The following is a 25,439-nucleotide window of genomic DNA, read 5'->3' on the forward strand; positions in this document are numbered from 1 at the left end:
TCTATCCACCTATTTGGGTTGAGAGCGGGTGATGCTCACTCCCATCCGTTTTAGCGCCGTGAGAAAGGCATCGGCTAACGTTGCCTTTGTTGTGACATTAGCCAAATCAATGCCGAGGTAGACGATTGTTTGGGCAATTTGAGGACGAATGCCACTGATCATACAATCGGCTCCCATGAGACGGGCAGCAGTAACGGTCTTGAGCAGATGTTGAGCAGTGAGGGTATCGACGGTGGGAACCCCAGTAATGTCAATGATCGCAACTTCTGACTCGGTTTCGACAATCTTCTGCAATAACGATTCCATCACTATTTGAGTGCGGGCACTATCCAGAGTGCCGATAATCGGCAATGCCAAAATTCCCTCCCAGAGTTTAACTACTGGGGTAGACAGCTCCATCAACTCTTCCTGCTGTCGCAAAATCACCTCTTCCCGTGTCTTCTGATATACTTCCATGATCAGCAATCCCATCTGATCGAGTAAGTTGGTGACTAGCCAGATTTCTTCACCCAACTCAATCGGGTCTTTCAATTGTTGACGCATCCGGTTAAAGAGGGGTTGCTTGAACGAAAAAATGAATGTAGCCGTTTCAGTGGGTGTGAAGCCTTTTTGCGATCGCGATCGAGAAATGCTACTCAGCATTTCCCGCATCTCCTCCCATGTCACTCCCTCAATATTGGTTAAGTTGCCTTGCTGAACGGCGATCCGAAACAAGCTAAGGAATTCCCGGCACTCCTCCTTGATCTCAGCTTCTTTAATCAAGCCTCTGCGAAGATTAATAGTGGCTAGCTCCTGAATCCACTCCGATAGCATATCTGCCTCGAAAGTTTCCAGGATGTCTGGTATCTTACTTTCGCTCATCGTTCCTGTAAGGGCAACCCCTTTCATTGGTTCAAAATCAGTGTATGACGATTTAGCCTAACCTGAAAGCTGAAGTTGGAGAGCGATTTTTTCGGGGGCGCGGCGACATGGAATAGTTTATTAAGCTCCCTAACAATGTTGAGACTGGCTTTTTAAGCTAGGATTCGCTAAACTCACAAGATTAAATTTGCAACTTCAAGACTTCAATTAGCAACCGCCAGAAGACTAAGGTAGAGATGTGGGAAACAAAATACAATTCATAGATAGGCTACGATTGGGTTTCGCGGTGTCAGTGGCAAAAAGTGTGACGTTTATAGTGCAATTTTTGCGTCTGGGTGCTGCTAGTGTATTACCAGGCTCGATCGCTCGTCGCATTGAACCCCGACTTTTACAATTATTGAGTCAGCAAGTTAAAAACGGAGTGATTTTAATTGCTGGTACTAACGGCAAAACCACTACAGCACTGCTTTTATGCACGATATTAGAACGCAAGGGTTATCGCATCGCTCATAATTCTACAGGTGCAAATCTGGAAAATGGCTTGATCAGTGCGTTGTTGGAAAGCACCAACTTACTAGGTACACTAGATGTTGATTACGCGATTTTGGAAGTTGATGAAAATATTGTACCAAGAGTATTAACGCCACTCCAGCCGCGAATTATTCTCTGTTTAAACTTATTTCGCGACCAACTCGATAGGTACGGCGAAGTAGACACAATTAGTAAGCGTTGGACAAAAGTTATTTCTACCCTACCAGTAGAAACGGTGGTAATTCCCAATGCTGATGACCCAACTTTATCTAACCTCGGTCAGCAGTTACCCCAACGGGTGTTATTCTTTGGCTTGAATGAACCAGAACATTATTTAGAAGCTATTCCTCACGCTGTTGATTCTATCTATTGTCCCAGATGTGGACATTCCTTAGATTACAAGGGTGTTTATTTGTCTCATTTGGGAGATTTTACTTGTCCCAAGTGTGGTTTTACTAAAAGTAAACCGACTCTCGAAAGTAGTGAATGGTCGCAGATTTTGGTTGGTTTGTACAACAAATATAATACTTTAGCTGCTGCTACTGCGGCTATTGAGTTGGGAGTTGATGAACTAACAATCAGAGATACTATTAATAATTTCCAAGCGGCATTTGGTCGTGCTGAAGATTTAGTAATTAACGGTAAACGGGTGCGGATATTATTATCAAAAAATCCTGTGGGAACCAATGAAACCATTCGTGTAGTTACTCAAAGCACAGATAAAACCACACTGCTGGTATTGAACGATCGCACACCCGATGGTACTGATGTATCCTGGATTTGGGACGTGGATACGGAAAAATTAGTCGAACGCGGAGGGACTTTAGTAGTGAGTGGCGATCGCGTCTACGATTTGGCTCTACGTCTACGTTACAGTGAAAAGTCCCCTGAGAGTACGTTAAATTTAATTGTGGAAGAAGATTTGCGACAGGCGATCGCTACTGCATTAGAGCATACACCAGACAATGAAACTTTGCACATTCTGCCTACCTATTCAGCCATGTTAGAAGTGCGAGAAGTTCTCACTGGGCGGAAAATTCTTTAAATTAGGGAGTGTGGAGTGGGGAGTGGGGAGTTTAGAGTTAGGAATTGGAAAAAATTCGTGCCCAATGCCCAATGCCCAATGCCCCATGCCCAATGCCCAATGCCCAATGCCCAATGCCCAAAGACATAGATAAATCACTTAAATTTGCGATATGCTCATTCAACACTTCCAGATGCTCTCACGCTACAATTCTTTGGCAAATCGTCGGTTGTATGACGTTTGTTCACTAGTTTCAGATGTAGAACTCAAGCAGACTCGACCAGCATTTTTCAAAAGTATTTATGGGACACTGAATCATATTATGATCGGCGACCGCATTTGGATGGGGCGCTTTACAGGTGAAGAGATGTCATCTCAAGGACTTGATGGTATCCTCTATGATGAATTTGAGGAATTGTGTGCAGCCCGTGTTTTAGAAGATGAGAGGATCACAGCATTTATTGAGGAGCTAGATGATGACTTCTTGAAGGGAATAATTACTTATAAAAATAATCAAGGTAAAATTTATCGCGATTCCGTGAATCTATTGCTAGCACATTTTTTCAACCATCAGACACATCACCGAGGACAAATTCACGATATGCTAACCCAAACGGAAATTGCTCCTCCAAGTCTGGATATGCACAGAGTTATTTCACCATAAGTTGATAAAAACTATTAGTTATTAATCAAAATTTATTTATGAGTTCTCAAAATTTGGAATTAACAATTGGTTGGTTGTACCCGACGCTGATGAGTACCTATGGCGATCGCGGTAATGTAATTACTATAGAACGTCGCGCTCAGTGGCGGGGATACGATGTTAAAGTGTTACCCCTAGATCAAAATGCCACAGCCGCAGATATTAAAACTGTAGATGTAATCGTGGGTGGTGGCGCACAAGACCGTCAGCAAGAAATTGTCATGCGTGATTTGCAAGGTGCAAAAGCCGACGCCATGCGCGAGAAAATTGAAAATGGAACACCGGGAGTTTTTACCTGTGGTTCACCCCAATTACTGGGACACTATTATGAACCAGGTTTGGGACAACGGATTGATGGTTTGGGAATACTCGATTTAGTTTCCGTTCATCCTGGTGAAAATACTAAGCGCTGTATTGGTAACTTGGTAATTGAAGTGACAGCTTCACGTCTGGCACGAGATTTACAAGAGATGACGGGTAGTACACCATATTTGGTAGGCTTTGAAAATCACGGCGGACGCACTAAACTGGGGAAAGTGGAAGCTTTGGGGCGAGTGGTATATGGTTTGGGAAATAATGGTGAAGATGGTACAGAGGGAGCATTTTATCAGAATGCGATCGCTACTTATTCTCACGGGCCATTGTTACCGAAAAATCCTTTTGTCGCCGATTGGTTAATTCAAACAGCATTGCGGCTAAAGTATCAGCAGGAAATTACGTTGCAACCTTTGGATGATAATCTCGCTGTCCAAGCACGAGAAGCGATGTTTAAGCGGTTGAAAGTGAGTTTACCAAGTGCTGCTGCGGCGAAAGTTTAACCTAAGTTCCCTGATTAAGCCTCTCCCCGTGCTATCCATTAGTCACATCTTTACTTAAGATTTATACAAAATACTTAAAATAATACTGAAAGTATTGATGGGTATAGTTTTAAGAGAAGAATGTAGCTTGGGGTAGTGATAGAGAATGCAAGAATGCACAGTTAGCGGCTATTTATAAAGTAAATATTAAGTAGGGTGTGTTACGGCTATGCAAGGATTTGGGAGTTCGAGAGAGTGAGAAGTAGCCGTAACGCACCATGTTTCTCGGTGCGTTAAGCGTTGCTATAACGCACCCGACAATTTAAGGTTTACTTTATAAATCATCTCTTAACAATTCGGTTCACAATTTTCGATCTACAAGTACCATTACATCACCGAAGAGCGTTCGCAGCTAAAACCTGTGAAATTACAAGTAATTCTGGCACTTGAAGAAAACCCACCTTCTTCAGTAAAACCAATTAGTTGGTTGTTAATTACTAGCCTAAAAATTAATGGGTTTGAAGATGCTACACGTTACGTGAAATAGTATACCTACCGTTGGTTATTCGTCAAGCCTCCGCAGTCAATCCATTAAACGCCATCAACTTACTAGCACTAGCTGAATCAGGTTTCTGACTCATAAATTAACTTTCTGATTTGTAAATTAACTTTCTGATTCGCAAATTAACTTTCTGATTCGCAAATTAACTTTCTGACTCGCAAATCAACTTTCTGACTCGTAAATCAAATTTAGAACTCGTAAATTAAGTTTCTGACTCGTAAATCAAATTTAGAACTCGTAAACCTGTTACTCTCAAAAAATTCCAGTAAATCTACCCACATTTATCCTGTAGCTAATCCTAACGCTCTCAAAGTTCTCTTAAATAAAAAACGCAAATATACGCATTGCAACGCAATTTTTCAGCGTTTGTATACGTATAAATGCGATAATAGTAAAAACTATTCCAGACTTAATGCACTAAGGCGATCGCACGTTTTGTCAACGCTTCAGCAGTCAATCCATTAAATGCCATCAACTCGCCAGCACTGGCTGTAGTTTCCCCACGCTTCCACGCAAAAGTATCGCGCTTCGCCCTACTCCGCAACAGAATCGGTTCTAGCATCCCCGCCGCACCACCAGTAACAGCAATTAGCGCATCACCATCAAATAATTCGGCAAATCTCGCATCATCCAAGAAACCGCCTTCAGGTTCAGAACAAGTTTCCCAAGCGGTATCATCGCTACGGTACAATTGCCGAGGATTGATCACAGTAACTATCTTGACGCCAATACCTTCAGTTTCTAAGAAAGCAGCAGCTTCAAATACTGGCATTAATGTTAAATCGCCAATTACAGCAAATACAACTTGTTTATCACCAGCGATTTCATGCAATAGCACTGCACCATCGCGCAACCCTTGACGAGTTTGTTCTAAAGTAGTGCGAATTGGCAATGGCGTTTTACTTGCAGTAATCACAATTCCCTTATTCTTAGTTTTCAACGCCCAGTCATAACAAGCTTGAATACTATTAGCATCGGGGGGAAATAATGGGAAAATATTTCCATTTCGCATCAAGGAAGCAAAGTAAGCTTCAATTTCTGGACGTTGGTGAGTCCAACCGTTGCGCCCTTGCTCTAATGCGCCAGCTGTGAATAAAGTAATAGTCGAGGGTGTAGGACGGCGCAATTCTGCCATTGCTTGCGTAACAGTTTGCCAAATTGGTAATCCGTTGATGGCAAAAGATTCGTAAGAACACCACAAAGTTCTCGCACCCATTAACGCCAAACCCGCAGCTAAACCGGCACAAGCATCTTCACTCAATGGTTCATAAACTTGTCCATTTGGTGCTTGATAATATAAATCGTCGGTTGTGGGGTGGATAATCTTTAATGCTTGGTTGATATTGGCAATTCCTGATGCTTCATTACCATCGGCGTTGGTAACAAGAAAATTCTGATCTTTATTTCCAACTATTCCTACCAATCGTCCCATTGCGGTTGTGGAAACTTTTGCTTCGCCACCAACTGCATATTCTTCTAAAGGTAATTCGCCTAATTCTGGTAATGGTAATTCAAATTCTGTCACCACAGTTTTAGCTGCTGGGCCACCACCTGCGCGTTCTGCATTTGTTCGCACTAATTGCCAAGCTTCCGCAGACAAAGCACGGGTTTGCAATGCACTAATAATATGCGGTGCATCTAGCGTATCTTTGGGATAGAGGTTGTGAGATTTTGCACCCCGCGCGTGGACTCCTGCGCCTTTTAGTTGTTTAATAATGAAGACAGTAAGTTTTCCGCCCAGTGCCGATCGCGCGGCTTGATCTACACCGGAAAGTACTGCTTGAGTGAATTCTAGCCGCTTTTCAAAGGAAAAAGCAGTACTATCAACGTAATTTCCTGGCTGGTTTTGATCGTCGAAATCCTTGGCATCGACTAACACGACTTCATCAAAACCGTTACCTCGCCAATATGCTTGCATCTGTTCATTAGTTTTGAGGGAAACCATACTGTGATGTTCTTGGCTGTAACCGTTCCATACCAGTATTGGTAAGAAGTTAGTGACAGCAGGATAAGCAGTATGGAAATGCGCGATCGCACTTACAATATATGGTTCACCCAATCCACCATCACCAACTGTAAAAGGGAATAATTTATCTTTGTGCAACAGTGCAGCCGCCATTGCAAAGTGTTGCCCTTGTCCCAAAGGCCCAGCAGGTGCGAGAATACCGGGAATGAAACCAGAAAGGTGTCCTAATAATCCGTGCTTTTCTCGGAAGCGATCGCGCAATTGTTCGACTGTAAAAATTCCCATATCCTCTAGCGACCGATCCAAGAACATGGCACTATAAAATCCAGGGGCGTGGTGTCCGACTTCAGTGATAATGTTCTTGTATCCCAGCATGACAAGAGATGCATAAGCTTCTGCTTGGCTAGCGAATCCGCCGGGATGCCCAGAGGCTTTAGTAGCGGTAACTTGCAAAATCAGGTAACGGAGGGCATCGGCAGCTAGTAAAGTTTGATATACTGCATTCGGTTCTGTGGGAGATGCGATCGCTATTTTGCCCGACTCTATAGCAGGTGTTGCACCAAAAGTTTCAAAATCTGGTAACGCTTCACCAAAATATTGAATTCCTTTAGAAAAATCGGGAAGCGCTGAAGATGCCTTTGGGGAAATTGCAGTCATGCTGAGTACCTTTTGACGATTAAATGAAACTGTAGATGCTCGTTGAATTTAACAAAAATTTTACATCTTTGAGGTTGTAACAGTTTATTGCTTTTTTGCAAGCTTAGAATAAGTAATTTAAATGGTCACGCAACCAAAATTTCAATTCCTTTAAGTAGGAAAAAGGTATAAAGGCGCAAAAAATTTTATGAAACGGCGTGGTTTGGTGACAGGCGCAGACCGTCCCAATCAAGATGGTTGTCACGAGTCAAGTCGCTTCTCTACGAGACCCCAAAGGCGAACGCTCCAATTAAAAATTGCAAGACGCTCGAGGACTCGCTAACGCTTCGCTATCAGTGGTTGCTCTGTACCCCAAATTAATTTTCTTATTTCCCCCATTGCCAAGGGGAGATTAAGGGGAGTAATTAGACTTGTGTATACACCGTAGCGATAGATTGGGGGGAAACAGGAATTTTCTCTGGTTTATCTCCTTCCCATGCAGAGCATGGGAATGTCTGATTGGAGGCAAAGCCTCTAATCAGACATTGAGTCAGAGACTCAATGAATGCATTCCCTGTCGTAGACTGGGAACGAGTCAACAAGTCAACCCCTTACGCCAGTTGCTACAACGGGGAGCAACTGTGGTGGACGGGTTCCCTTATAAGGGAAGAGGAGTAAGATTCAAAGCCTCTCTCCTTTTAGGAGAGAGGTCAAAGTCTATTGCATACAAACGAGAAACGCTATATATATTTAGATATATTTTAAAACTAATTCATAATTAATTAAAAGAGTTTGGAATCCGTGCTTAACGATCGCAGTCCTGTATACAAATTAGGAATTACTCTAATTCTACAACTTACATATACCCCAATATAGATTCACTCTTCAGAAGTAGCCTTTACAGTAAATAGGAAGAGGACGTTTATGAGATTAATAATTCATGCCTGATGAGCATCGGTTGGAAGAAAAATTTCTATCCCAGGAAGCTGAAAAAAGAATATCCGAAAAGCTAGATGAAGCAGAAAAAATAGATATAGATATCCAAACCGATCTGTTGAAAATAGTTCAAGGACAGGCGGATGGAGTTTCGGTTGCTGGTCAAGGATTAGTGATTAAAGAAGGCATTCGCATACAGGAAATAAAACTGCAAACAGATAGTATTGCCATCAATCCCTTCAGCGCTCTTTTTGGTCAAATAGAACTCAATGAGGCTGTAAATGCCATTGCTCGTATTGTACTCACAGAAGTAGATATGAACCGCGCTTTGGCATCAGACTTTGTTAGCAGCCAGATGCAAAACTTTGATTTTGATGTAGATGGTGAAATTGTGAGTTTTGAACCACAAAAAATTCAAGTATTTTTACCTGGTGAAGGCAAAATTGAATGTAGAGGAAGATTGCTATTAAAGGAAAAGGGAAATACTCGCCCTTTCGCTTACACTGCGGTGCTTCGGCCACGGACTCATTCACAACCTGCGATGCTGGAGAGTTTTAACTGCACTGAGGGAGACGGGATTTCAATAGAATTAGTTACAGCATTAATGCAGAAAGCCAAAGAACTGATGAATATACCATCTTTTAAATGGGAAGAGATGGCGTTCAAGATTAAAGACATAAAAGTAGAAAAGGGTAGTTTAATACTTTTGGTAGAGACTCAAGTGAAGCAAATACCCTCATCAATCACTGAATTATCTCTTTAGTAGTATTGACACTAGTTAAGGATAATTTTTGTAACTACGGAATGATGTAAATTTATTAAAAGTTTAATAAGCTTTTAAAAGCTACTTAATTTCAAAATGACAACTATGCAAGAGTATGATGTTGTGCTAATCGGTGCTGGGCACAATGGGCTAGTATGTGCAGCTTATTTGCTGAAAGCTGGTTATAGCGTCCTGTTACTAGAAAAGCGTTCTGTTATCGGTGGTGCAGCAACAACTGAAGAATGTTTACCCCAAGAAGCTCCGGGATTTAAATTTAACTTGTGTGCTATTGACCATGAATTTATTCACTTGGGGCCAGTTGTTGAAGAATTAGAACTAGAAAAATACGGCTTGCATTATCTGGAGTGCGATCCGGTTGTTTTCTGTCCTCATCCTGATGGCAAGTATTTCTTAGCACATAAATCAGTAGATAAAACTTGTGCAGAAATCGCCCGTTACAGTGAACGTGATGCCAAAAAATACGCCGAATTTGTAGACTTTTGGCAGCGAGCGCTAGGTGCAATGATTCCTATGTTTAATGCACCGCCAAAGTCAATTATAGATATCCTTGGTAACTACGACATCACCAAACTGAAAGATTTATTTTCTGTGATTGGTTCCCCAAACAAAACGCTGGACTTTATTCGCACAATGTTGAACAGCGCTGAGGATTTACTTAACGAGTGGTTTGATGAGGAATTTCTGAAAGCGCCACTAGCCAGACTAGCAGCAGAACTTGGGGCACCACCATCGCAAAAAACCCTTGCCATTGGTGCAATCATGATGGCAATGCGTCACAATCCCGGAATGGCAAGACCTCGCGGCGGAACTGGCGCACTTGTGCAAGCTTTGGTGAATTTAGTCACAAGTAAAGGTGGCGTTATTCTCACAGATCAGCATGTTGAAAAAGTTTTAATTGATGATGGCAAAGCTGTGGGTGTGCGGGTTGCTGGTGGTAAAGAATATCGCGCTAAATATGGAGTTATTTCTAATATTGATGCCAAGCGGTTATTTTTGCAAATGACTGATAAAAGCGATGTTGATGGAGCCGACCCAGATTTATGGGAAAGATTAGAACGCCGCATCGTTAACAATAACGAAACCATCCTCAAGATAGATTTGGCTTTAGACGAACCACTCCACTTTCCCCACCACGCCCACAAAGACGAATATCTCGTTGGTTCCATCTTAATTGCCGATTCTGTGGCTCATGTAGAACAGGCTCATAGTAAATGTACCTTGGGAGAGATTCCTGATGCTGACCCATCGATGTATTTGGTGATGCCTAGCTATTTAGACCCCACATTAGCACCACCAGGTAAGCACACCGCATGGATTGAGTTTTTTGCCCCTTATCAAATTGCGGGTGCAGAAGGCACTGGTTTAAAAGGTACTGGTTGGACAGATGAATTGAAAAACAAAGTTGCAGATAGGGTGGTTGATAAATTAGCAGACTATGCACCAAATGTCAAGAATGCAACTATCGCCCGTCGTGTAGAAAGTCCAGCAGAACTAGGAGAAAGATTAGGTGCGTACAAAGGGAATTATTATCATGTTGACATGACTTTAGATCAGATGATATTTTTCCGTCCCTTGCCAGAAATAGCGAACTACAAAACACCAATTGATAATCTATTTTTGACTGGTGCAGGAACTCATCCAGGTGGTTCGATTTCGGGAATGCCAGGACGCAATTGTGCCCGCGCATTTTTGCAGGCAAAACATCCTATTAGCCAAACTTTGAAGGATGCACGCGATTCGATTAAGTCAACTGTCGAGTCCGTGTTTGGTATTAGTTGAGCTTAATATAGCAGTCCTAAATAATTTGTGAAAATTTCTATTGATTCTTCTCTCTCTGGTTCCTTAAAAACAGAAATCACAACTCAGATAGGATTGCTATATCTACTCTAGTTAGAGACTGATGCTCTTATTTGAAATTTAGTCTTAAGCTCTTGCGCCTTTAATTTGCACTAATATTTTTTCAAGATGATTGTGGGGTGGGCATCCTGCCCGCCCTGATAATGCAAATTGTATACATAACAGCTCAGTGCAGCTTTGCGTAAAATCGTAACGTTTTGAAACGGGGAGTAACGCAGAGTTTTACCTAATTTCATTCGCCACAAAATTTAATTAAGTATTATACTTAAGTTACAGAAATTATGGAAATTTAGCTATAAATCTTTATATAGCCCATCTTAAAATTAAAGTCTTCGTGCGATGAAACTACTTTAGTTACGCACGAGTTACGGAATAACGAACCGCAGAGGCGCAGAGTACACAGAGAGAAGTCGGAGCGGCCCGCCGCAGGCATCTGAACTTCTCCCAAGGGGAGACGCTGCGCGAACGGTGAAAATCAGAGTTTCAGAGATATTTTGCGTAAGTCATATACTTCCTATACTTTATTAGTCGCTACACAAAACTGATCTAAATTAAACTCTACTAAAGTATATGTTACGTAAAAATCTGTTTATATTAAAGTTAAAGCCTGAACAAAGTCTCAGATCGCAGCCTTGTTAATTGGAGAGAAAATTACCACACAAGTGCGATGTCTACCTATATAGCAACACCAATAATCGTTTTTTGAGTGAGATAGGCTCTAAACAATTGCTTTATGTGTATTTTATATGATAATGTAACATACACTTAATTTTCAAAAGCTTCTATGCCTCGTCAGCAAAGTTATTTTTCCAAAAAATAAGGAAATTAATGGGTAAAACCTGGTGTACTTTAATAATGTTCAAAAAATGAACAACTTTTAACATCATTTTATAAGTTTTGTATGTATAGCATGGTTTTTCAGCAGTGCTTCGTTGCATCTGGCTTGATAGCTTTCCTCGCATTTGGCTGTAGTGTTGGCGCAAACTCATCGACAGAAAATGCTACACAAGTTGTGCAAGAAAGTAATGTAGCCCAACTTTTTATAGAAGCAAAGGCTACGCAAAAAGCAGAATATTTCTTTCATCAAGGTAATAATTTATTAGATGCACAACGTTACGAAGATGCCATAAAAGCATACGATAAAACGATCGCTATCAAAGCTGAAAATTCTGAAGCTTGGATTAACCGTGGTATAGCCTTAACATCGTTGCAACGCTACAAAGACGCTATTGCATCTTACGACAAAGCGATCGCCATCAAACCCGACAAATATGAAGCTTGGTATAATCGTGGCATAGCCTTAACATCGTTGCAACGCTACAAAGACGCTATTGCATCTTACGACAAAGCGATCGCCATCAAACCCGACAAATATGAAGCTTGGTATAATCGTGGCATAGCCTTAACATCGTTGCAACGCTACAAAGACGCTATTGCATCTTACGACAAAGCGATCGCTATCAAACCCGACAAATATGAAGCCTTAATTAACCAAGGCATTGCTCTGACAAAGCTGCACCGCTACAAAGATGCTATTGCAGCTTATGATAGAGCGATCGCGATTAAGCAAGATTTGCACCAAGTATATTATAACAAAGCTTGCTCTTATGCTTTACAAAGCAATATCGAATTAGCAATTGAGAACCTAGACAAAGCAATCCAGCTTGTTCCTGAGAAGTACAAGAAGTTAGCAAAAACTGACCCAGACTTTAGCAAAGTGCGTAGTGAAAAGCGTTTTCAGAAATTACTGCAATAATATTTTATAAACTTGCTGTAGCAAGTATTTTTCATGAGCGGTTTACAATTAGACATGAAAAAATTGTTAATCACCGGAGCAAGTGGTTTTTTAGGATGGCATCTTTGCCAGCTTGCAAAACAAGAATGGGAAGTTTATGGCACTTATTTTTCTCATTCTCTAGAGATTCCTGGCATCAAAATGTTAAAAGCGAACTTAACAGATTTTCAGGAATTGCAGCGCATATTTAGTGATGTCAAACCAGCAGGAGTTATTCATACTGCTGCACATTCGCAACCAAATTTTTGTCAAACCCACCCCGAAGAATCGCACGCAATTAACGTCATAGCATCCTGTAATATTACCGGACTGTGTGCAGATAATTCTATTCCTTGTGTTTTTACCTCAACCGACTTAGTTTTTGATGGTTTAAATGCCCCCTATCGAGAAACAGATGCCGTGTGTCCTGTCAATCTTTACGGTGAGCAAAAAGCGATCGCTGAAGCAGGTATGCTAGATAGATATCCCATGACCGCAGTATGTCGAATGCCATTGATGTTTGGTGCAGTAACACCCACAGCTAAAAGCTTTATTCAGCCATTTATTCAAACTTTAAAAGCCGAAGAAGAACTAAGTTTATTTATCGATGAGTTCCGCACACCAGTAAGTGGAACAACTGCCGCCAAAGGACTTTTATTAGCATTGGAAAAAGTTAACGGCATCATTCACTTAGGTGGCAAAGAGCGGATTTCGCGTTATGATTTTGGACAGCTATTAGTGGAAGTATTTCAACTTCCCACCAGCAGACTAAAAGCCTGCCGACAACAAGATGTGAAAATGGCAGCACCCAGACCAGCAGATGTCTCTTTGGATAGTTCCAAAGCTTTTGCATTGGGGTATCAGCCTTTATCTTTACGAAAAGAATTAGGAATGCTATAGTTACTTGCACAATGGGACTTAGGCAAAAACTAAGCCTATCAGTAAGAGGGAACAACTTATAAACTTGTTTATGAGCGATTTACAAGCTTTTATTCCGCAGATTCAATAAGAATTTCTTCTTCTGTGTTGACGTTATGAAAGAAATGTCCACAAACCCAGAATGATGTTTCTTTGCGTATTTTATGGTGTGCTTTTTTATAGAAAAGTGGGCGGTTGCAGAATATACATGTGAAAGTCTCATCCTTATCGTAGAGAGCATCAACAAGAATACGGTTCTTATTTAATGCGTATCGCACCATATATCCTAAATTCCGTAGATAGGTAAAATTTTCTCGATAATTCTAAAACTTTATACCAATTATCTGTAAACTAGCACTGAATAATTACTTAACTTATCTATTTTTTTGCGTCCTTTGCGACGGCAGTCACTGATGGGAAAACCCCGACTCGCTAACGCTGGGCTATCGCCCTCGCCCTTGGCATTTCTTTTTCTCTACGAGATGCTACGCGTTGGGAGAAGACCGCGTTACCCCTTTTTTGTGGTTCGTTTAATAAATATTATGTCCATCTTCGTGGAGAATTGGTATTAATAAAGCAATGTTTTCATCTTTGCGTGTTGAGATAAGACAAAATTCATACCATTATTCCGAAACTCTTAATAGTAGCCGCCTCTCTGTAAACAGAAAGGCGGTTGGCGCTGAAGTACTACGAATAAGCATCCATTGGCAGACAAGAACAAACAAAATTCCTGTCGCCAAAGGCTGAATCAATGCGACCGACAGCCGGCCAAAACTTATGTTCACGAGTCCAAGGCGCAGGATAAGCAGCTTGTTCACGAGAATAAGGATGCTGCCATTCTCCGACGATGAGACTTTCGGCGGTGTGGGGTGCGTTCTTCAAAACATTATCTTGGATATCCACCTTGCCAACTTCTATTTCCCCGATTTCTTGGCGAATAGAAATCAACGCATTACAGAAACGATCCAACTCTTGCTTAGATTCACTTTCTGTAGGTTCCACCATGATTGTACCTGCTACGGGCCAAGAGACAGTCGGTGCATGGAAACCATAATCTATAAGCCGCTTGGCAACATCATCGATTTCGATCGCAGCCGATTTTTTGAGCGATCGTAAATCTAAAATACATTCATGGGCAACTAGACCATTTTTCCCCTGATACAAAACCGGATAGTACGATTCCAGTTTCTTGGCGATGTAGTTAGCGTTGAGAATTGCCACCTTAGTTGCTTGGGTTAAACCTGCTGCACCCATCATCGCAATGTACATCCAAGAAATCACCAAAATACTAGCACTACCCCAAGGCGCAGCAGCAACCGCACCAATTTGTGAGTGCTGAGTTGAGTTGTTGATAGTGACAACAGGGTGTCCAGGGAGAAATGGCACTAAATGAGAGGCTACGCCAATGGGCCCCATACCAGGGCCACCGCCACCATGAGGAATACAGAAGGTTTTGTGTAGATTCAAATGACACACATCCGCGCCAATATCCCCAGGACGGCAAATTCCCACTTGGGCATTCATATTTGCCCCATCCATGTAGACTTGTCCACCGTGACTATGGACAACAGCGCAGATTTCCTGAATTGGCTCCTCAAAAACACCGTGAGTTGAGGGATATGTCACCATTAAGGCAGCGAGTTTATTGCTGTGTTTTTCTGCCTTAGCCTTCAGGTCAGCAACGTCAATATTACCTTGTGAGTCACAGGCAACTGCCACCACCTTCATTCCGCACATCACCGCACTTGCAGGGTTTGTTCCGTGTGCGGAAGAGGGAATCAAACAAACATTACGGTGTGCTTCACCCCGATTTTCGTGATATTGGCGAATCACTAAAAGTCCGGCATATTCACCCTGAGAACCAGCATTTGGTTGCAGAGAAATTCCGGCAAAACCAGTAATTTCACTTAACCATGCCTCAAGTTGCTCAAACAGAATTTGATAACCTTGCGTTTGCGACACCGGGGCAAATGGATGAATCTTGCCAAATTCCTCCCAAGTTACCGGAATCATCTCAGCAGTCGCATTCAACTTCATTGTGCATGACCCCAAAGGAATCATCGATGTAGTTAGCGACAAGTCCTTGCTTTCCAGCTTGTGCAGATAGCGCAACAACTCAGTTTCTGAGTGATAGCGGTTAAAAACTGGGTGGGTGAGATATGTACTTGTACGGGAGAGAGAGAGATGGGGAAGAGACGGACAAGTTAATTCTTCTAAAGTGAACGGTAAATCATCTGTACCAGCAAAAATCTGCCAGAGGTCGATTAAGTCTTCTGGTGTAGTTGTTTCGTCCAGCGAGATACCAACAGCAGTTGCATCAAAAACCCGCAGGTTAATTTGAAGTTGTTCGCTAGCTGCTAGGATATCTTTTAAATTGCGTCTTCCCAGTTCTACTCGCAGCGTATCAAAGAAATCTTTGGAACTGATGCTGTAACCCAAACGCTTCAGTCCTGCTGCTAGTAACACCGTCAAAGAGTGGATATTTTCCGCAATTTGCTTTAGTCCAGTCGGGCCATGATACACCGCGTACATACTCGCCATTACCGCCAGTAGCACCTGTGCAGTACAGATATTACTAGTAGCTTTTTCGCGGCGGATGTGCTGTTCGCGGGTTTGCAAAGCCAGACGCAATGCAAGCTTACCTTGGGCATCTTTTGATACTCCGACAATTCGTCCTGGAACCAGCCGCTTATACTCTTCCTTCGTCGCAAAGTATGCCGCATGAGGCCCCCCAAACCCCAACGGAATACCAAAACGCTGGGTGCTGCCGACAGCAATATCAGCGCCAAATTCCCCAGGAGGGGTCAGCAAAGTTAAACTTAAAGGATCTGCTGCTACCGTTACCAATGCACCCTTAGCATGGGCTTTTTCTATAAAAGCGCGGTAGTCGTAAATGGTGCCATCACTTGCAGGATATTGCAGAACAGCCCCAAAAATTGGTTGATCAAAATCAAATGTTTGATGATCGCCGACAATGATCTTAATCCCTAATGGTTTAGCCCGTGTTTGCAACACATCGATAGTTTGGGGATGGCAATCACTAGAGACGAAATAGGCATTTGCCTGATTTTTACAAACACCATAGCTTAGGCTCATCGCTTCAGCTGCTGCTGTGGCTTCATCGAGTAACGAGGCATTGGCGATTTCCAAACCTGTTAAGTCGATAATCAGGGTTTGGAAATTTAGCAGCGCTTCTAGTCGCCCTTGGGCAATTTCTGGCTGATAAGGAGTATAGGCAGTATACCAACCGGGGTTTTCTAGGATGTTGCGTCCAATCACTGGTGGGGTAATACTGTCGTAATATCCCATACCAATGTATGAGCGGAAAACCTGATTTTTGGCAGCAACTTTTTTTAACGATGCCAGTGCTGCGTACTCACTTTCTGCTTCTGGTAACTTTAGAGGTTGCTTCAGCCGAATTGTCTGTGGGACTGTTTGGTCGATTAGGGCATCCAAGCTGGGAAACCCCAAAACCTTAAGCATTTGCTGGATGTCATCAGAGTTAGGGCCAATGTGTCTTGGCGCAAAACTACTTAACTTTTGACTTTTTTCGTCCAGCACTTGCTGCTGATTAGACTTGAGAATAGGGGCGTTTAATACCACAAATTACTCTCCAGATGGTACTATTTCATATTTTGCAATAAATACTCATAATAAGTAGATGTAACTTTTCAGTTCATCTAAATTTCATGACTTATCTTTGGGCAGAGTGGGAGATGAGGGAAATGGGAGAGACGAAGGAGATGAGGGAGAAAATTTTAACTTGTCCCCCTCATCGCCTACTCCCTACTCCCTACTCCCTACTCCCCTTCTACCAGGGCGCGATACTCATCTGCTGTCAAGGCATCCTCAACTTCGCCAGGGTCATTGACACGCACTTTCAAAAACCACCCTTCGCCATAGGGGTCTTCTGATACTTCTTCAGGAGAATTAATTAAGGCTTCATTGCGTTCTATAACTGTGCCTGTCACAGGTGAATTCAGTTCTTCAACGGCTTTCACTGATTCAATTGTGCCAAAGTTTTCTCCTCTGATAAGAGCGTCGCCAATTTCTGGCAGTTCCAAAAAGACGATATCACCCAATTCATGTACGGCAAATTCAGTAATGCCAATGGTGCCAATTTCGCCATCTAGTCGCACATATTCATGAGAATCCAGGTATCTGAAATCTTGAGGGTATTCAAAAGACATATCACTTCCTCTCCCTTATCAAAAAAATTATTACCCCAATAGTCATCCAACCCATATCTGGTAATAAACCTTACTGTAGATTGAGTAACTTACAACACATTATTCCTCAAAAACCTTGGCGCTTATCAGTTGGTGACACGATTTTTTGACCGATAAAAGGGACGTTTAACTACAACTGCTGGATAAGCTTTACCGCGAATTTCAACTTCTACCTGCTGAGTGACAGTTGCTAACTGGGTGGAAACGTAGGCTAAGGCAATGGGATAACCAAGTGTGGGCGACAGAGTGCCACTGGTAACTTCTCCCACAATTTTACCTGCGGATAACACTTGATAGCCGTGACGGGCAATGTTACGTCCTGCGGTTTGCAAACCTACCAATCGGCGCTGCACTCCAACAGCTTTTTGCTGTGCTAAAATTTCCCGACCAATAAAATCGCCTTTGGTATCTAAGTGAACTAGCCATCCCAAACCTGCTTCTAAGGGTGTGGTGGTGTCATCGATATCTTGTCCGTAAAGTGCCATTGCCGCTTCTAGCCGCAAGGTGTCTCTCGCACCGAGTCCACAGGGGATAACACCAGCATTATGAAGACTTTGCCACAATTCTACTCCCACATCTGGATCTACCATCACCTCAAAGCCATCTTCGCCGGTGTAACCTGTGCGGGCGAGGAAAGCAGGTTTACCTAGCAGCGTTGCTTCTAAATGTCCGAAGGCTTTGATTGGTTGTAAGTCTTCTTGCACTAATGCCTGGAGATATTTAATCGCTTTTGGCCCTTGCACAGCAATTAAGACTTTATCTGGTGAAAGGTCTTGGAATTGCAGTTTATCCAAGTCAAGATGTTGCAATAGCCATGCTTTATCTTTACTGGAGGTTGCCGCATTAACTATGATAAATGCTCTTTGTGTCCCAGTGGCGTCTTCACCTTGATAATAGACAATGATGTCGTCAATAATTCCGGCTTGGGGATTTAACAATACAGTGTATTGTGCTTGACCGGTTTGCAAACGACTCAAGTCTGAAGGCACTAGAGGCTGGAGTTGGGAAATGAGATTTTTACCTTGGAGGGTAAATTTGCCCATGTGGGAAATATCGAACATTCCGGCTGTATTTCTTACAGCCTCGTGTTCGCGGCTAATGCCACTAAATTGGACGGGCATTTCCCAACCGCCAAAGCTGGTAAGGCGGGCTTTGAGTTCTACACCTAGTTGATATAAAGGGGTTCGCGCCAAAGATTGGGCGTTGTCTTCTTGATTAGCCACAGGTAATTATTTTGCGATCGCACCTCAACATCTATCATCCTAAGAGATGCTTTCTGCTTTTACAGACTTGTATATCGAATTTGGGCATTGGGCAATTCAATTTTGGATTTGGGATTTTAGATTTTGGATTAAATTTCAATTCTTTAATCCAAAATCTAAAATCTAAAATTCTCACTCCCCCCCATCTCCCTCATCTCCCCCACTCCCTACTCCCCACTCCCCACTCCCTTGTCCCCTTCTGTAAGCTTTAATAGTTAATGGTGGAAGTGTTGAGATTTATTAAGAAGAGATTATGAAATATTGGCAACAGTTAGCTAGCTTTGTCTTAGCTATGGTTCTTTTTTTGTTTCCCCTATCGGCGCAAGCTGCAAGTTCTTCGAGTATTACCCGTTCTGTGGGTAATGATGAATTGAAGGGCAAGGATTACTCTGGTCAAAGTTTAATTGGCACTGAGTTTACTAATCTCAAGTTAGAGAATGCTAATTTTAGCAATGCTAACTTACGTGGTGGCGTGTTTAACGGTAGCGTATTGGAGGGAGTAAATCTGCATGGTGCTGATTTTAGTGAAGGCATAGCCTATCTAACAAGGTTTAAGGATGCTGATTTAAGTGATGCTGTGTTGACCGATGCAATGATGCTGCGTTCTAGTTTTGATGGCGTGGATATCACAGGTGCTGATTTTACAAATGCAATTTTAGATGGAATACAAGTGAAAAAACTTTGTGTTGCGGCAAGTGGTGTGAATTCTAAAACTGGTGTTGATACTCGTAAGTCTTTAGGATGTAAGTAGAATCTAACCCCTTCTTCGCTGGTGAAGAGGGGGATGTTTTTTTGAACCGCAGAGGATGCCGAGGGAGCAAGAATCTTGTTTCTCATCTGATATATTTGCTTTCACTGAGATGCTCGTGATTTCCACAAATGAAGGGTTATGGTGTAGTCTTGCTAGAAAGGTGCGTTCGCGTAGCGTGCCGGAGGCGATCGCTAGTGATATGTTTCTCTTAAAAAGCTGGCATAATTTGCCCGAACCGTCATAGTAGTGGGATGACTTACACCTAAAGTCCGTTCACAAATTGTCAAAGCTTGCTCAAACAAGGGTTTGGCTTTTTTATAGCGTCTTGTATTACGGTAGAGGGCTGCGAGATTGTTCAGGCTAATGGCGACATCGGGATGGTTGTCTCCCAGCAAGCGTTTACTCAGTTTTAAAGCTTGCTGATACAAGGGTTCGGCTTCGTTATAGCGTCCTGTAGATTCGTAGAGTTGTGCTAAATTGTTCAGGCTAGTGCCAACATCGATATGTTCTTCTCCCAGCAGGCGTTTTCTCAGTTTTAATGCTTGCTTAAGCAAAGGTTCGGCTTCTTTGTAGCGTCCTGTATAACAGTGCAATGCTGCTAAATTATTCAGGGTAGTGGCCACATGGGGATGTTCTTTTCCCACCAGGCGTTTCCACAGTTCTAAAGCTTGCTGATACAAAAGTTCGGCTTTGCTATATTGTCCTGTAGATTCGTAGACTAATGCTAAATAGCTCAGGTTAGTGGCGACATCGGTATGTTCTTCTCCCAGCAAGCGTTTTCTCAGTTCTAAAGCTTGCTCAAGCAAGGGTTCGGCTTCGCTGTAGCGTCCTGTAGATTCGTAGATTCTTGCTAAATTATTCAGGCTAGTGGCGACATCAAGATGGTTCTCTCCCAGCAAACGTTTTCTGAGTTCTAAAGCTTGCTGATACAAAGGTTCAGCTTCGCTGTAGCGTCCTGTAGATTCGTAAAGTCTTGCTAAATTGTTCAGATTAACAACGACATCGGAATGTTCTAAACCAAAACGATTTTGAGTCAGTTCTACACACTGTTGCAACCAAGGTTCTGCTTGCTGATAAAGTCCTTGACCTTGATAAAACCAGGCTAATTTGGTAAACAGAATAATTAGATTTTCATCGCCCAGATACTGCCATAGGTGGGTTGCAACTTCTGTAATGTGCGGGATATGTGGAGTGAGGTTGAGAATATCTTCAGGGTTAGGCTGTTGCGGAATTAGCTTTGCTATTTCTAGCATCATCGCGGCAAATTTAGTTTTTACTTCATCCGCTTCACTTGACTTATCCAACTTAATTTGGAAAAGTTGCCGAATCAGTGGATTTAGACGAAAAATTTCTTTAGTTTCCCGTTGTAGCAAATGCAATTCCAGTAAATCGGCTATGGCTTTCTCATTGAGTTCTTGTTTTTTTTCATCTTCTATGGTCTCAACAGATAAGGGAATGTCAGTTAATGCACACAAACTTAGCAAACAGCCAAAGTTTTGTGCATTCTCATCTAGATATTCCCAACTCAATTCAAAAGCTTCAGCTAGACCGGATTCATAATCCATCAATGAGTTAGGATTGATTAGTGATTCATGTTCCAGTCGCTTTTTCTCTAGCTGCATCAGCAGTGTTTCCAGAGACAAATCTGGTATTTTGTCCAGATATCGCCCCACTAACTCTAAGGCTAAAGGCAAATATCGTAAAAATTTACAAATTCTTCTTGCAACCCAAGCTTCTTGTTGCAGTCGTTCCCGAACCACCAGCGATTTTAATAATTTCATCGCCGCCAATGGTTTGAGGACATCCAATTCGCTATTATATTTCGCTGTCAGGTAAGCTTGTAACTTTTTTACTTTGCCGCGATTGTTGGAAATAGCTAACTCAAGATAATTCTGGGCGAACTTGTCATAAACCTCACCCATCCACTTTCTAAAAGCAGCAACATCAACATTTAATTCGCTGGCAAGTTGAGCATCATTTTTACCTAAATTTTGATTATTAAAATACTTTGCAAAAGCTGCCGTTTGCTCTAGAGATAAGCCATGAGTAGCAGCTTCTTTAGCTAGAAAATTACCCCATTGCATAAACAGCTTGTAAAGTTTATGTTTAATTATACTTTGTCTCCATTTGCAAATCTTCCCTCTTGGGCGTAGAAAGACCATCTGCATAGGAACATTTACAAACAATAGGTTGCCGTTAAACATCGCTATTTGAGCTTTTGAAGGTAGAGGTTGAGCCTCTGAATCTGGAAGTTACACCTTTGAACCTCGAAGTTGCACCTTACTTAAGAAGGGAACATGAGAATCGAACCGCAGAGGCGCAGAGAAGTCAGTGCGTTGCAGGGGTTTCCACGCCACTTGCTACAACGGGGAACCCGTCCAACGCAGTGGCTCCCCGTTGTAGCAAGTGGCGCGACACGGAGAAAGAGATTAAAAGGGAGCGATCGCCATTTGAAGTGAGAATTGATGAGCGATCGCTGCTAAAATTTAAACTACAACTGTTGTGTCGCATCCATTTGGTATGATTTTGTGAAAGGGTGCGTTCGCGTAGCGTGCCGGAGGCAATCGTTAGCGATATGCTTTTCTTAAAAACCTTGCATAACTTCCCCGAACCATTATTGTATCGGGATGACCTACACCTAAAGTACGCTCACAAATTGCTAAAGCTTGCTCAAATAAGGGTTTGCCTTCACTGAAGCGTCCTGTAGAACAGTAGAGTCCGGCGAGATTGTTTAAGCTAGTGGCAACATCAGGATGGTTGTCTCCCAGCAAGCGTTTCCAAAGTTCTAAAGCTTGCAGATGCAGGAGTTCGGCTTTGCTGTGGCATCCTGTAGAACAGTAGAGTACTGCGAGATTGTTCAAGCTATTAGCGACATCGGGATGGTCATCTCCCAGCAAACGTTTTCTGAGTTCTAAAGCTTGCTGAAACAACGGTTCGGCTTCGTTGTAGCGTCCTGTAAAACAGTAGAGTCCTGCTAGATTGTTCAGGTTAATGGCAATATCGAGATGGTTATCTCCCAGTAGGTGTTTTTTTAGTTCTAAAGCTTGCTGTAAAAACAGTTCGGCTTCGCTGTAACGTCCTGTAGATTTATAAAGTAATGCTAAATTGCTCAAGCTATTGGCGACATCGAGATGGTTATCTCCCAGCAGGCGTTGTCTTAGTTCTAAAGCTTGCAAATACAGGGGTTCGGCTTCGGTGTAGCGTCCTGTATAACGGTAGAGTTCTGCCAGATTGTTCAAGCTAGTGGCGACAATAAGATGGTTGTCTCCCAGCAGGTGTTTACTCAGTTCTAAAGCTTGCAAATACAAGGGTTCGGCTTCGGTGTAGCGTCCTGTATAACGATAAAGTTCTGCCAGATTGTTCAGGCTAGTGGCAATATCGAAATGTTCCAAACCCAGACGATTTTCAGCAATTTTTACACACTGCTGCAACCAAGGTTCTGCTTGCTGATAAAGCCCTTGACCTTGATAAAACCAGCCTAAACCTGTGAACGGTCTGATTAAATCCTCGTCGCTGAGATATTGGGATAGATAGGTTGCAACTTCTGCAATATGGGGAATAGCAAGAGTGAGGTTGAGAATATCTTCACGATTAGGCTGTTGAGAAATTGTCTGTGCCACCTCTACCATCTGCGCTGCAAAAGCAGTTTTTACCTCATCTGCATTACTTAACTCATCCAACTTCATTTGGAAAAATTGCCGAATCAGTGGATGTAGTTGATAAATTCCTTTACTTTGCCATTAGACTTATCCACAAATAAACCTCAAAATAGCTGAAACCCTTACATAGCTGGCTTTTTAGCTTATATAAAACAGGAACCTCTAAAACCCTCTCCAGAGCTAGGTTTCAGCCAAATAAAGTTCTCATTTCCGGATAAGTCTATTGTATTAAATGCAGTTTCCGCAACTCAGCTATAGCTTTCTCCCAGAGTTCTTGTTCATCGTCATCTTCTATCGCTTCTACATATAAGGGAATGTCAGCCAAAGCATACAAACTCAGCCAACAGCCAACACCTTGTGCATTTTCATCCAACTGTTCCCAACTCAATGCAAAAGCTTCAGCTACGCCGTATTGATAACGCATCAATGGGTTAGCCTTAGCTATTGCTTCGTGTTCCAGTCGCTTTTTCTCTAGCCGCTTCAGCAGTTTTTCCAGAGACAAATCTGGCATTGTATCCAGATATCGCCCCACCAACTCTAATGCCAAAGGCAAATATCCCAAAAATTTACAAATTTTTCTCGCAACCCAAGGTTCGCTTTTCAGTCGTTCTCTATCAACCAGCGATTTTAATAATTTCATCGCCGCCAATGGTTTGAGAACACCCAAAGGTAATTGCGGCAAAGTTCTATCAAACCCCAGGCGCGTTGTCAGCAATACTTTAAACTGGGGTGATTCCGGGGGTAGATACGGCTGAACCTGTATTTTGTAGTCGGTGACATCATCAAACACCAGCAGTACTTCACCTTGTTGCCAATTTTGCCAGCAGTATCTCAGCCTATCTACTAATTCCCAGTCGTCCGGTGCAATAAGTTTAAATTTCAATTGGGCAAATCTGAGAATCTGAATTCCGACATCAATTCCCTGTGCAGATAACCAGCAAACCCCGCCTTGATAATTTTCCAAATGCTGTTTGGCGTATTGGGTAGCGAGTTCAGTTTTGCCTACTCCACCCATACCCGCCACAGCTGCAATTGCAACTTGCCGAGATGTTTGTAATTGCTGGTGCAGGTTTTGTAATTCCGCCTCATGCCCCACAAATTTTTCAAATGGAACAGCAGGGGGAATATTTTCATATATCTCCTTAACTGTGGGGTGGGCATCTTGCCCGCCATTATATTTCGCTGTCAGGCAAGCCCGTAACTTTTCTAGCTTACCCCGGCTTTCAGAACTGGCTAACTCAGGATAACTCTGGGCGAATTTGTCATAAATCTCAGTCATCCGCTTTTTGAAAGCAGCCGCACCGATGTTCAACTCGCTGGCAAGTTTTGCCTCACTCTTCCCTGAGTTTTCAGTCTTCAATCGCTCTACAAAAGCTGCCGTTTGCTCTGGGGATAAACTATGAATAGCAGCTTCGTTGGCTAGAAAATCAGCCCATTGCATAGACAGCTTGTGAGATTTCTTCTCGATTCTACTTAATTTCTACCTTCTGTCTACTTTGTCTCCATTTCTAGGGAATCTCTTCTTCTTCTGGCAGAAATACCATTTGCATAGAAACATTAAAAAGAGGTTCAGCCGTGAAAACTGCCTTAACAACTCCAGTCAACTCCAATCAAACCACCCAAACTTCGCAATTAATCCCCACCTTGCCAACATCGGTAGAGAACCCATCTACTTGGATGCGAGATGGATACAGCCCCACTGAAATCATCCTCGCGGCGGCAATTTTAACTTCATTGTCGATTGGGGGAATTGCCTCTGTGATTGTGGCGATTACCGGTTTAGTTAAAACTTTAGTGCCTGTGATGGTACAATCCACAAGGAAAAATAAGAAGTAGTCAATTTAGAGCCAAGGCGAATGTAATTCGCGGCTACACAAACGTTCGCGTAGCGTCTCGCAGAGAAGTCCGCCTGCGCGGACTAATGAAAAATTGAAGGTTTGAAACCCACGGAGGTGGGTTTTGCCTGTGTAGACGCGGTTTCTAACCGCAAATTTAACTCAGCATATCAGAGAACAAGAATTCTGCGTAGGCGTAGCCCGTCGTAGACATCGCTACTTGAACCTTTGAACTCCAACGTTGAGCCTTTGAACTCCAACGTTGAGCCTTTGAACCTCAATGTTGAGCCTTTGAACCTCAATGTTGAGCCTTTGAACTCCAATGTTGAGCCTTTGAACTCCAATGTTGAGCCT

The 25,439-nt window shown here is 42.5% G+C and carries 18 protein-coding genes and 1 pseudogene; 11 read left to right on the forward strand and 8 right to left on the reverse strand.

Annotation, left to right across the window (positions count from 1 at the left end):
• Nucleotides 1-9: 9 nt before the first annotated feature.
• The gene (locus PUQ00_RS01895) at nt 10-861 is read right to left on the reverse strand and encodes an STAS domain-containing protein (RefSeq protein WP_300412596.1); all 852 of its coding nucleotides are present in this window, start codon (nt 859-861) and stop codon (nt 10-12) included.
• Nucleotides 862-1,099: 238 nt separating this feature from the next.
• Between PUQ00_RS01895 and PUQ00_RS01900 the strand changes: the two genes are divergently transcribed.
• The 4 genes and pseudogenes from PUQ00_RS01900 to PUQ00_RS01915 all read left to right on the forward strand — a co-directional run.
• Nucleotides 1,100-2,437, forward strand: a complete 1,338-nt coding sequence (locus PUQ00_RS01900) for a Mur ligase family protein (RefSeq protein WP_300412598.1) — start codon at nt 1,100-1,102, stop codon at nt 2,435-2,437.
• 151 nt (nt 2,438-2,588) lie between these two features.
• Entirely contained in the window at nt 2,589-3,080 is a 492-nt protein-coding gene (locus tag PUQ00_RS01905) for a DinB family protein (protein WP_300412600.1), read from the forward strand.
• 38 nt (nt 3,081-3,118) lie between these two features.
• A complete protein-coding gene (locus PUQ00_RS01910; protein ID WP_300412602.1) occupies nt 3,119-3,937 on the forward strand; it encodes a type 1 glutamine amidotransferase in 819 nt (272 codons plus the stop codon).
• 327 nt (nt 3,938-4,264) lie between these two features.
• Nucleotides 4,265-4,460, forward strand: a pseudogene (locus PUQ00_RS01915) (IS4 family transposase); the annotation flags it as partial.
• Nucleotides 4,461-4,887: 427 nt separating this feature from the next.
• On the opposite strand, the gene PUQ00_RS01920 reads toward PUQ00_RS01915, so the two are convergent.
• Nucleotides 4,888-7,101, reverse strand: a complete 2,214-nt coding sequence (locus tag PUQ00_RS01920) for a phosphoketolase (protein WP_300412604.1) — start codon at nt 7,099-7,101, stop codon at nt 4,888-4,890.
• Nucleotides 7,102-8,020: 919 nt separating this feature from the next.
• Between PUQ00_RS01920 and PUQ00_RS01925 the strand changes: the two genes are divergently transcribed.
• The 4 genes from PUQ00_RS01925 to PUQ00_RS01940 all read left to right on the forward strand — a co-directional run bounded on the left by PUQ00_RS01925 (nt 8,021) and on the right by PUQ00_RS01940 (nt 13,331).
• Nucleotides 8,021-8,779: a DUF2993 domain-containing protein gene (locus PUQ00_RS01925; protein WP_300412606.1), complete on the forward strand. Its 759-nt coding sequence runs from the start codon at nt 8,021-8,023 to the stop codon at nt 8,777-8,779.
• Between the two features lie 105 nt (nt 8,780-8,884).
• Nucleotides 8,885-10,579: a beta-carotene ketolase CrtO gene (gene crtO / locus PUQ00_RS01930; protein ID WP_300412634.1), complete on the forward strand. Its 1,695-nt coding sequence runs from the start codon at nt 8,885-8,887 to the stop codon at nt 10,577-10,579.
• Between the two features lie 988 nt (nt 10,580-11,567).
• Complete coding sequence (locus tag PUQ00_RS01935) at nt 11,568-12,413, forward strand: tetratricopeptide repeat protein (RefSeq protein WP_300412636.1); 846 nt, start codon at nt 11,568-11,570, stop codon at nt 12,411-12,413.
• Nucleotides 12,414-12,467: 54 nt separating this feature from the next.
• The gene (locus PUQ00_RS01940; RefSeq protein ID WP_300412638.1) at nt 12,468-13,331 is read left to right on the forward strand and encodes an NAD(P)-dependent oxidoreductase; all 864 of its coding nucleotides are present in this window, start codon (nt 12,468-12,470) and stop codon (nt 13,329-13,331) included.
• Between the two features lie 705 nt (nt 13,332-14,036).
• Here the strand turns inward: PUQ00_RS01940 and gcvP are convergent.
• The 3 genes from gcvP to gcvT all read right to left on the reverse strand — a co-directional run bounded on the left by gcvP (nt 14,037) and on the right by gcvT (nt 18,801).
• Nucleotides 14,037-16,952, reverse strand: coding sequence for an aminomethyl-transferring glycine dehydrogenase (gene gcvP, locus PUQ00_RS01945; protein WP_300412608.1), 2,916 nt, complete (start codon nt 16,950-16,952; stop codon nt 14,037-14,039).
• A gap of 197 nt (nt 16,953-17,149) precedes the next feature.
• Complete coding sequence (gcvH, locus tag PUQ00_RS01950) at nt 17,150-17,539, reverse strand: glycine cleavage system protein GcvH (RefSeq protein WP_300412610.1); 390 nt, start codon at nt 17,537-17,539, stop codon at nt 17,150-17,152.
• A gap of 125 nt (nt 17,540-17,664) precedes the next feature.
• The gene (gcvT, locus tag PUQ00_RS01955; protein WP_300412612.1) at nt 17,665-18,801 is read right to left on the reverse strand and encodes a glycine cleavage system aminomethyltransferase GcvT; all 1,137 of its coding nucleotides are present in this window, start codon (nt 18,799-18,801) and stop codon (nt 17,665-17,667) included.
• A gap of 292 nt (nt 18,802-19,093) precedes the next feature.
• Between gcvT and PUQ00_RS01960 the strand changes: the two genes are divergently transcribed.
• Nucleotides 19,094-19,591: a pentapeptide repeat-containing protein gene (locus tag PUQ00_RS01960; RefSeq protein ID WP_300412614.1), complete on the forward strand. Its 498-nt coding sequence runs from the start codon at nt 19,094-19,096 to the stop codon at nt 19,589-19,591.
• Between the two features lie 191 nt (nt 19,592-19,782).
• Here the strand turns inward: PUQ00_RS01960 and PUQ00_RS01965 are convergent, their stop codons facing one another.
• Nucleotides 19,783-21,675, reverse strand: coding sequence for a tetratricopeptide repeat protein (locus PUQ00_RS01965; protein ID WP_300412616.1), 1,893 nt, complete (start codon nt 21,673-21,675; stop codon nt 19,783-19,785).
• Between the two features lie 176 nt (nt 21,676-21,851).
• On the opposite strand from PUQ00_RS01965, the gene PUQ00_RS01970 reads away from it, so the two are divergent.
• A complete protein-coding gene (locus PUQ00_RS01970) occupies nt 21,852-22,115 on the forward strand; it encodes a hypothetical protein (protein ID WP_300412618.1) in 264 nt (87 codons plus the stop codon).
• A 43-nt stretch (nt 22,116-22,158) separates the two neighbouring features.
• On the opposite strand, the gene PUQ00_RS01975 is transcribed toward PUQ00_RS01970, so the two are convergent.
• Nucleotides 22,159-23,277: a tetratricopeptide repeat protein gene (locus PUQ00_RS01975; protein WP_300412620.1), complete on the reverse strand. Its 1,119-nt coding sequence runs from the start codon at nt 23,275-23,277 to the stop codon at nt 22,159-22,161.
• A 193-nt stretch (nt 23,278-23,470) separates the two neighbouring features.
• A complete protein-coding gene (locus PUQ00_RS01980) occupies nt 23,471-24,691 on the reverse strand; it encodes an NB-ARC domain-containing protein (protein ID WP_300412622.1) in 1,221 nt (406 codons plus the stop codon).
• 134 nt (nt 24,692-24,825) lie between these two features.
• Here PUQ00_RS01980 and PUQ00_RS01985 point away from each other — a divergent pair, with 134 nt between their 5' ends.
• Nucleotides 24,826-25,086 (forward strand): hypothetical protein, encoded by a 261-nt coding sequence (locus PUQ00_RS01985; protein ID WP_300412624.1) that lies wholly within the window; start codon nt 24,826-24,828, stop codon nt 25,084-25,086.
• Nucleotides 25,087-25,439 lie beyond the last annotated feature (353 nt).

The sequence above is a fragment of the Nostoc sp. S13 genome (assembly GCF_029379315.1).
Lineage (GTDB): Bacteria > Cyanobacteriota > Cyanobacteriia > Cyanobacteriales > Nostocaceae > Nostoc.